This is a genomic window from Rhizobium sp. CCGE 510 (genome assembly GCF_000292525.1).
GTDB lineage: Bacteria > Pseudomonadota > Alphaproteobacteria > Rhizobiales > Rhizobiaceae > Rhizobium.
Genome location: NZ_AEYF01000058.1, coordinates 1 through 1179 on the forward strand (window position 1 = coordinate 1; position 1179 = coordinate 1179).

The 1179-nt window shown below is 55.7% G+C and carries 1 protein-coding gene; it reads left to right on the forward strand.

Translation table 11 applies throughout. The features are described 5' to 3' along the window. Positions 1-1122 (forward strand): ABC transporter permease (locus RCCGE510_RS32170; RefSeq protein WP_007637518.1); only part of this gene is annotated, 1122 nt, incomplete at its 5' end. Positions 1123-1179: the final 57 nt, after the last annotated feature.

Genomic DNA, 1179 nt, shown 5'->3' on the forward strand with positions numbered 1-1179 from the left:
ATCACACCGCAAGCCTTGGGTGGGCTAGGCGACACGATGCTCTCAACCCTCATCAACTCGCAGCTTGCTACCTCCTTGAACATAGGACAGACAGCCGCCGCAGCTTTCGTTCTGCTTGCAATGGCTCTTGTGGTTCTCTCTACGGCCGGCGTCAACCTCGCCGGCGCGCAAGATCATTCAGGACAAGCAGAGAAAAAGCACGGTTCAAGCAGGCTGGCCTTCGCCGGCACCGCTATCCGCCGCCTCAATGAATTTGCGATACCATATCGCGCGCGTCACTGGGCCGCCACGCTCTACCATGCGCAACGGGACACCAACTGGTCGACGATCCTCGGTGCTGTCTTCCTTACCCTCGTCATGATCTATTTGTTGGCACCCGGCCTGATCGTCATCGTTATTTCGTTTAGTGCGGGAGAGTTTATCGAGTTTCCGCCAAGAGATATTTCCCTGCGGTGGTACTACTCGTTCTTCGCAGATCCGTCATGGATCGGAGCTCTGTGGAACAGTTTCCAATTCGGCTTGATCGTCGCCGCCGTGTCGACAGTCGTTGGAACATTGGCCGCCTTCGGGCTGAGCCGATGCGCGCCACGCCTGCGGTCGGGTCTCACAATGGCAATTCTTACACCAATCACCTTTCCAATCATCGTAGTTGGGGTAGCCGTTTATCTCGGGTTGGCGAGATTTGGCCTGGTGGGGACCAATACCGGAATTATTCTCGGCCAGACGATTGGCGCGATCGGGTATGTCGTTGTGGTTGTCTTGGCAACTCTCTCGGGCTTCGACCGAAGACTGGAGCAGGCAGCGATGAGCATGCGTGCAGGGCCTGTGCAGACTTTCATGCGGGTGACCCTACCGCTTATCCGTTCCGGTATTATCGGCGGCGCATTGTTCGCGTTCCTTGCGTCCTTCGACGAGGTCATCATAACATCGTTTGTCAGCGGATATTCGATCCCGACATTACCTTTGAAGATGTTGGAGAACCTGAAACAACAAATCGACCCAACGATTGCTGCAGTAGGGTCGTTGTTGACACTACTCCCGGTCGTCTGGCTCATCGCTCTTTACTTCACCCTTTGGAGGGGGAGGAGCAAATTGCAAGCCGCTACGGCCATCGCGACCTGAGCGTTAGATCGGCCCCGATCGCGACTAACATGACGCTCAAATCGAATACCAGTCCCA